Source organism: Bartonella sp. PS17NMGDW (genome assembly GCF_042193555.1).
In the GTDB taxonomy this organism is placed as follows: domain Bacteria; phylum Pseudomonadota; class Alphaproteobacteria; order Rhizobiales; family Rhizobiaceae; genus Bartonella; species Bartonella grahamii.
This window is the reverse complement of sequence record NZ_JBHILY010000024.1, coordinates 1-7,064: the sequence shown is the minus strand read 5'-3', so window position 1 is coordinate 7,064 and position 7,064 is coordinate 1. Positions and strand designations below refer to the sequence as shown.

General features: G+C 38.3%; 7 protein-coding genes and 1 pseudogene. All 8 read left to right on the top strand.

The genetic code is table 11. The features are described 5' to 3' along the window. On the top strand, nucleotides 1–1,361 hold a 1,361-nt coding region (locus tag ACFIJK_RS08415), incomplete at its 5' end, for an HNH/ENDO VII family nuclease (protein WP_375627486.1). A gap of 64 nt (nucleotides 1,362–1,425) precedes the next feature. Beyond that, complete coding sequence (locus ACFIJK_RS08410) at nucleotides 1,426–2,001, top strand: SMI1/KNR4 family protein (protein ID WP_375627485.1); 576 nt, start codon at nucleotides 1,426–1,428, stop codon at nucleotides 1,999–2,001. Between the two features lie 46 nt (nucleotides 2,002–2,047). Further along, nucleotides 2,048–2,629 (top strand): SMI1/KNR4 family protein, encoded by a 582-nt coding sequence (locus ACFIJK_RS08405; protein ID WP_375627484.1) that lies wholly within the window; start codon nucleotides 2,048–2,050, stop codon nucleotides 2,627–2,629. Between the two features lie 54 nt (nucleotides 2,630–2,683). Next, nucleotides 2,684–3,262 (top strand): SMI1/KNR4 family protein, encoded by a 579-nt coding sequence (locus tag ACFIJK_RS08400; RefSeq protein ID WP_375627483.1) that lies wholly within the window; start codon nucleotides 2,684–2,686, stop codon nucleotides 3,260–3,262. A 52-nt stretch (nucleotides 3,263–3,314) separates the two neighbouring features. Next, nucleotides 3,315–3,785, top strand: a pseudogene (locus tag ACFIJK_RS08395) (SMI1/KNR4 family protein); the annotation flags it as partial. Then, on the top strand, nucleotides 3,785–4,372 hold the full coding sequence (locus tag ACFIJK_RS08390; protein WP_273791574.1) for an SMI1/KNR4 family protein: 588 nt from the start codon (nucleotides 3,785–3,787) through the stop codon (nucleotides 4,370–4,372). The pseudogene ACFIJK_RS08395 and the gene ACFIJK_RS08390, both read left to right, overlap by 1 nt. Nucleotides 4,373–4,424: 52 nt before the next feature. Further along, entirely contained in the window at nucleotides 4,425–5,006 is a 582-nt protein-coding gene (locus ACFIJK_RS08385; protein ID WP_375627482.1) for an SMI1/KNR4 family protein, read from the top strand. Nucleotides 5,007–5,103: 97 nt separating this feature from the next. Next, nucleotides 5,104–7,064, top strand: a 1,961-nt coding sequence (locus ACFIJK_RS08380) for a DUF6990 domain-containing protein (protein WP_375627481.1), incomplete at its 3' end; no start/stop codon positions are given.

Sequence of the window (7,064 nt, the reverse complement as noted above, 5' to 3'; positions counted from 1 at the left end):
GCGCTGTTGCGAGTGGCGCTTGCTCTGCCGGTGCTATCGGCGGGGCTGTGGGTGAAGCCACTGCTATGCTCCAGTTTCAATTGTGGGTGCAAGGCATTGTGAAAGAGGAAATGGGTAACCTAAACGGTCGCACCCCAACTCCGGAAGAGGAAGCGCGTATAAACGCAAAGATTGATGCGCAGTTTGCTGACTTTAGAGACCACACCATTGATGTTGCACGGGCTGCTGGGGGCGTTGCCGCTGCCCTTGCCGGTGGCAATGTTGATGCCGGCGCCGATGCCGCTGGAAATGCCGCTGCAAATAACTACCTCAGCAGTGCTCAAATAGCCCAGATGAATAAAGAATTAAAGGAGTGTCCTGACCTTTTATGTGAAGCAGAAGTGTCTGCGAAGTGGTCTGCGATTAGTACAGGGCAAGGTATAAGCTTTGGGGCTGGTATAGTAGCTGGTGTACCGGCTGAAATATACGATACGCTTGATGGTTTTTGGCAACTAGCCAAACATCCCGAAGAGACTTTGAAAGCGCTCAAAGATTTTTTCAGCAGTGATGAGATTTTGGCGACAATTGGTCGGACCCTTGGACAGTCCTATGTAGATCGCATTAATAAAATGGAGGAGGAATATGAGCGAGCCGGTGCTGGTGGATCCTTTAAAGCTGGACTTGAATTTGGAAAATTATTGACTGAAACAGCATCCCTAATGACAGGAGTTGCTGGAGCAGCCAAGGGAGCCATAAAGCTTGGCGAAAAGGCTTGGATTAAATTCATTGCTAGGAAAGATTTTGCCCAATTCGCTTCCAAGAAAAATCTTGCAGAACTTGCAGCTCAAGGAGATCCTGACAAACTAGCTGCTAGGAAAGAACTGACCAAACTCGCCGCTAAAGAAAAAAAGCTTTGGTTAAAAAAGAAACCCACTAAATTTACCGATAGCAAATTTGGACAGACCTACACAGTTTATCGGAGAGACGATTTGTTTGATCCTAACCAAATTGTTAATTGGACAGTAAAGAAGAAAAAGGTGTGGGGTACCAATATTGAAAGGACAAAAACAGGAAGAGCACCTATGGGGTTTGATGGCAAGCCTGTTGAGTTGCATCACCTAAAGCAAACCCCCGATGGACCCCTAGCGGAAATTAGCCATGAATTTCATAAAAAATATACTTCTGTTATTCATGCTAATCCAAAAACACATCAATCGCTTATAGAGAGAAAAAAGTTTGAGAAGCAGAGAGAGGAATATTGGAAAGAATACGGCAATGGGCATGGAGAACAAAAAAACAGTAGTTTAGGAGGAATAATCAATATGAAATGGGGCATTATAGGTCTAAATTTTGACAGATGGGGACAGGAGCACCGGCAGTAGTGATCTACGGTTGATGAAAAGAGAAAAAACAGAGATTTATAGAATAATTGATGGAGAATAATTGATGAAAACCTATACCTTAGATGATGTTATACAATTAGTTGATAAATATGAAGGTGATATTGTCAATTTTTGTTCTGAAGATGACGCAGTTGGTGATCTCGTGATTGAAAATGCGGAGAAAGCTCTCGGTTTACAATTCACATCTTCCTATAAAGTTTTTTTAAAACATTATAAAGGCGGGGACATTGGTGGTTATGAAATCTATAGTCTTTATGAGCATCCTATAGGTGTTCCTTTTGATGATATTGTTTTTCAAAACTTAAATGATAGAAAACGTGGTTTCGCAACACCAAAACAGCTTATCGTTTGTGATGCTGCTTTTGGTGAAACCTTTTATTTTGATTATACACAGTTTAGGGATGGAGAATGCCCACTTTATGTCATGCTTCCATCTGAAGATTGCGAATATTACGCAAGTAATTTTTATGAATTCCTTTGCAAAAGAATTAAAGAAAGCGCGGGAGAAGAGATACCTGAAGGTGACCAACCGATTGAAAAGATTGAGAACACTCCCACTCCGCAACCTATACCTTTTTACAAGAGTTTTTGGAAAAAACTATGGAAGAGGTCAAATTGATAGAGGAAATATGGAGCGTTTATAACGCACGTTTTGAGGTTCATCCATGAAAACCTATACTTTAGATGATGTTGCAGTATTAATTGATAAAGTGAATAAATATGATGATGAGATTATCAATTTTGGTACTGCAGAGGATGCAGTTAGTGATGTACGGATTAAAGAGGCAGAAAAAACTCTCGGTTTACAGTTTACAACTTCTTATAAGGATTTTTTAAAAAATTATAAGGGAGGAGAAATTGGAGGTGATGAAATATTTAGCATTTATAACGCAAGTTTTGATAAGTGTCCTGCTGGTGATATTGTTTTCTATCATTTGACGGATATAAAAAATGGTTTCGCAAAACCAAATCAGCTTGCCGTGAATAGAACTGATTTTGGTGAAACATTTTATTTTGATTACTCTCAATTTCGGGATGGTGAATGCCCACTTTATGTCATGCTTCCATCTGAAGATTGCGAATATTACGCAAGTAATTTTTATGAATTCCTTTGCAAAAGAATTAAAGAAAGCGTGGGAGAAGAGATACCTGATGGTGATCAACCGATTGAAAAGATTGAGAACACTCCCACTCCGCAACCTATCTCTTTTTACAAGAGTTTTTGGAAAAAACTATGGAAGAGGTGAAATTGATAGCGAGGAAATATGGAGCGTTTATAACGCAAGTTTTGAGGATCATCTATGAAAACCTATACCTTAGATGATGTTGCAGTATTAATTGATAAAGTGAATAAATATGATGATGATATTATCCATTTTCGTATTAAAGATAATGCAGTTGATGATCTTGTGATTGAAAAGGCGGAGAAAGCTCTCGGTTTACAATTCACGTCGTCTTACAAGAGTTTTTTTAAACATTATAAAGGTGGGGACATTAGTGGTGAAGAAATCTATAGTCTTTATGAGCATCCTATAGGTGTTTCTGTTAATGACGTTGTTTTCCAAAACTTAAATGATAGAAGAGATGGTTTTACGACACCAGAACAGCTTGTCGTGTGTTACGCTGATTTTGATGAAACCTTTTATTTTGATTATACGCAGTTTCGGGATGGTGAATGCCCACTCTATGTCAGGTTTCCATTGGATAATTGCGAATATTACGCGAGTAATTTTTATGAGTTCCTTTGTAAAAGAATTAAAGTACACGCGGGAGAAGAGATACCTGATGGTGATCAACCAATTGAAAAGATTGAGAACACTCCCACTCCGCAACCTATCCCTTTTTACAAGAGTTTTTGGAAAAAACTATGGAAGAGGTGAAATTGATAGAGGAAATATGGAGCGTTTATAACGCACGTTTTGAGGATCATCTATGAAAACCTATACCTTAGCTGATGTTGCAGTATTAATTGATAAATATGATGGTGATATTGTTAGTTTTGGGATTGCAGAAAATGCGGTTGATGATCTCGTGATTGAAAAAGCAGAGAAAGCTCTCGGTTTACAATTCACATCTTCCTATAAAGTTTTTTTAAAACATTATAAAGGCGGGGACATTGGTGGTTATGAAATCTATAGTCTTTATGAGCATCCTATAGGTGTTCCTTTTGATGATATTGTTTTTCAAAACTTAAATGATAGAAAACGTGGTTTCGCAACACCAAAACAGCTTATCGTTTGTGATGCTGCTTTTGGTGAAACCTTTTATTTTGATTATACGCAGTTTCGGGATGGAGAATGCCCACTTTACGTCGAGATTCCATCTGGAGCGTCACATTATTATGCAAGTAATTTTTATGAATTTCTCTGTAAAAGAATTAAAGAGCACGCAGGGGAAGATTTATGAAAACCTATACCTTAGATGATGTTGCAGTATTAATTGATAAAGTGAATAAATATGATGATGAGATTATTAATTTTGGTAGTGAAGATGATGAAGAGAATGAAACGGATGATCTACAGATTGAAAAGGCGGAGAAAACTCTCGGCGTACAATTCACATCCTCTTACAAAGTTTTTTTAAAAAAATATGGAGGAGGAGAAATTGGTGGTGAAGAAATTTATAGCCTTTATGGAGATTGTGGGGAAGGTATTCCTGCTGGTGATATTGTTTACCAAAACTTACTCGATAGAAAACATGGTTTTGCGACACCAGAACAGCTCGTTGTGAGTTATGATCTTGATGAAACCTTTTACTTTGATTATACGCAGTTTCGGGATGGTGAATGCCCACTCTATGTCATGTTTGCGGATGAGGAGTCCGAATATTACGCAAGTAATTTTTATGAATTCCTTTGCAAAAGAATTAAAGTACACGCGGGAGTTGAGATACCTGATGGTGACCAACCGATTGAAAAGATTGAGCACACTCCCACTCCGCAACCTATCCCTTTCTACAAGAGCTTTTGGAAAAAACTATGGAAGAGGTGAAATTGATAGTGGAAATATGGAGCGTTTATAACGCACGTTTTGAGGATCATCCATGAAAACCTATACCTTAGCTGATGTTGCAGTATTAATTGATAAAGTGAATAAATATGATGATGAGATTATCAATTTGGGTACTGCAGAAAATGCAGTTGATGATCTACTGATTGAAAAGGCGGAGAAAGCTCTCGGTTTACAATTCACATCTTCTTATAAGAGTTTTTTAAAAAATTATAAAGGAGGAGAAATTGGAGGTTATGAAATCTGTAGCGTTTATAGGGATTGTGGAATAGGTATTGCTGCTGGTGATATTGTTTTCCGCAACTTAAATAATAGAAAAAGGGGTTTTGCGACACCAGAACAGCTTATCGTAAGTAGAACAGATTTTGGTGAGACTTTTTACTTTGATTATACGCAGTTTCGGGATGGTGAATGCCCACTTTATGTCATGCTTCCATCTGAAGATTGCGAATATTACGCAAGTAATTTTTATGAATTCCTTTGCAAAAGAATTAAAGAAAGCGTGGGAGTTGAGATACCTGATGGTGATCAACCAATTGAAAAGATTGAGAACACTCCCACTCCGCAACCTATCCCTTTTTACAAGAGCTTTTGGAAAAAACTATGGAAGAGGTGAAATTGATAGAGGAAATATATAGTCTTTCTAGAGAGCCTAAGTATTATACAAGTAATTTTTATGTAAAAGAATTACAGATCATGCTGGGGGAATGATGATGCAAACTAAAGATGTCACAGAGATTTTAAAAAGACTGGGCTGGGAGCCTTATCGTGATAACGTGGGGGATACTTTTGCGCATTATCATCTTCCCGATCGCATTGTCGGTATTGGCTATGGTGTAAAAAATTATGGAGAGAGTGGCAAAGAGTTTTTGCTTTCGGCTGATCTCACCACCGCTGCTTATTGTCTTGGCTGGGAATATTCTAGAAGTGAAAAATCACAGCGTAAATATGAAGATGTGCTGTTTTACGCGAAGGAGGATTTTAATGTTAAAGCTCCGGATCTTTCCGAAAGCCATATCACAACCGCTTTAAACAAAGTGATTGCATGGGCGCAAGCACAGGATATTGAAAAAAAGTTGTGCGAGGAAGCTGCTGATCATTCTGCCGTTGCACAAGCATTACTTGGTGATATGGAGGCTTTAAGGAGTGATAGATCTACTCCAAAACTATCTGTGCCAGAATTTGCTGATTATAAAACAATGACATCGGATGATCGCCTGCTTTTTTTTGCGCAAGCCTATAAAAATAGGGAGTTGGATGATATTCTAACGCGCAAAAAAACCAAACAGCGCTCGATAAGCCTCACAGCAGCAATGCGCGTTCTCAAAACACAAGGGTGGTTTTCTACGGAGCCTGGAAAAATGTGGTTGATTTTGCCCGACCGCTTCATTCAATTTGATTTTGGTTTTATACGTCTCCATGACAATTACAATGTCCGTATTGAAGCTGAAATATCTAATGAAATGATTTCTGTAGCTTGTAAATATATTCACTATAGTGGGGAGTATCGGTGCATATCACCTACAAATATTTATAATTCTTTTAACACGATTGGGGGGGGGATTTTTAGTGGTTTTGATAAAGGCATTGATATTTGTGTAGAGACATTAGATGAACAAGAGCTTATCAAAATCTCTGAGCGAATAATACAATGGGCACGTGCCCAAGATTTACAAGCATCAATAGAAAGCAAAACACGTGTTCAAAAGTATAGCTACAATATACGTATAGTCTGGCATTTGGCTTGTTTAGCATTGACAGGTCAAATTGATATCCTGAAATCTTATCAAAATTTTTTAGAAGCCGGTACGATTTCTGGACATTTAGAAGACCGTGAAGTGGAGAAGTATGTTAATCACGCCGTTCAATTTGCTGAAGAGCATCTGAAAATCTTTAATGAGCGAAAAGCCATAGATGATCGTCTTAGTTTGCAAGATTTGTCTTTTCTTAATACAGTTTCTGAAGACTTAAAAAGGATAGACTGGACAGTTTATCGTGATAAGAACTATGATCGCAATGCTTATTTTGTAAGTAAAGACCGTATCATCAATATAATGTATAACCTTCAAAGTGATGAAGAAGAGCCGATTGTTGTATTTAAGGCTTCGCTTTCAACACTTGGCTTTTCTACTGCTCATAGAGAGATGTTTCCTAGATTGCCCCAATATATAGCTCTCAAAGAGGCAGAAGAATTTTATACAGTTTCTAGTACTGAATTGGATGAAGGCAAGCTAAAGGAGATTTGTACAGATATACTTGAGTGGGCTGATCGGCAAAATGTCAATCAAATCATCTATGATTATGCCGCTTTGCCAACAAACAGTGAAGCTCACCTTGTGGCACGTCACTTTATAGCACTCATTCTGATTGGTGATATTGAAAAGCTCAAATTTTATAAGGAAAGTTTCAGGGCAAAGAACCATCTAGGCTTTGTGGAAGGTATCACGAAATATACGATTGACAACGCTCTTACTCTTGCACGGCGTTATCGGACTGGTTTTCCCAAAAACGCTCCGATTTTGAGTTTGGATGCGCAAACAGCATCTGTTGCTTCTAAAACAACTTCTGTTGAAGTGGCAGAGAAAGTGGATGAAGTGGATGACACTGATGATCGTCTCACCATGGAAAGTGCTCATGCACTTTTGAAAAGCTTAGGTTGGTCAACTGAGAAAAT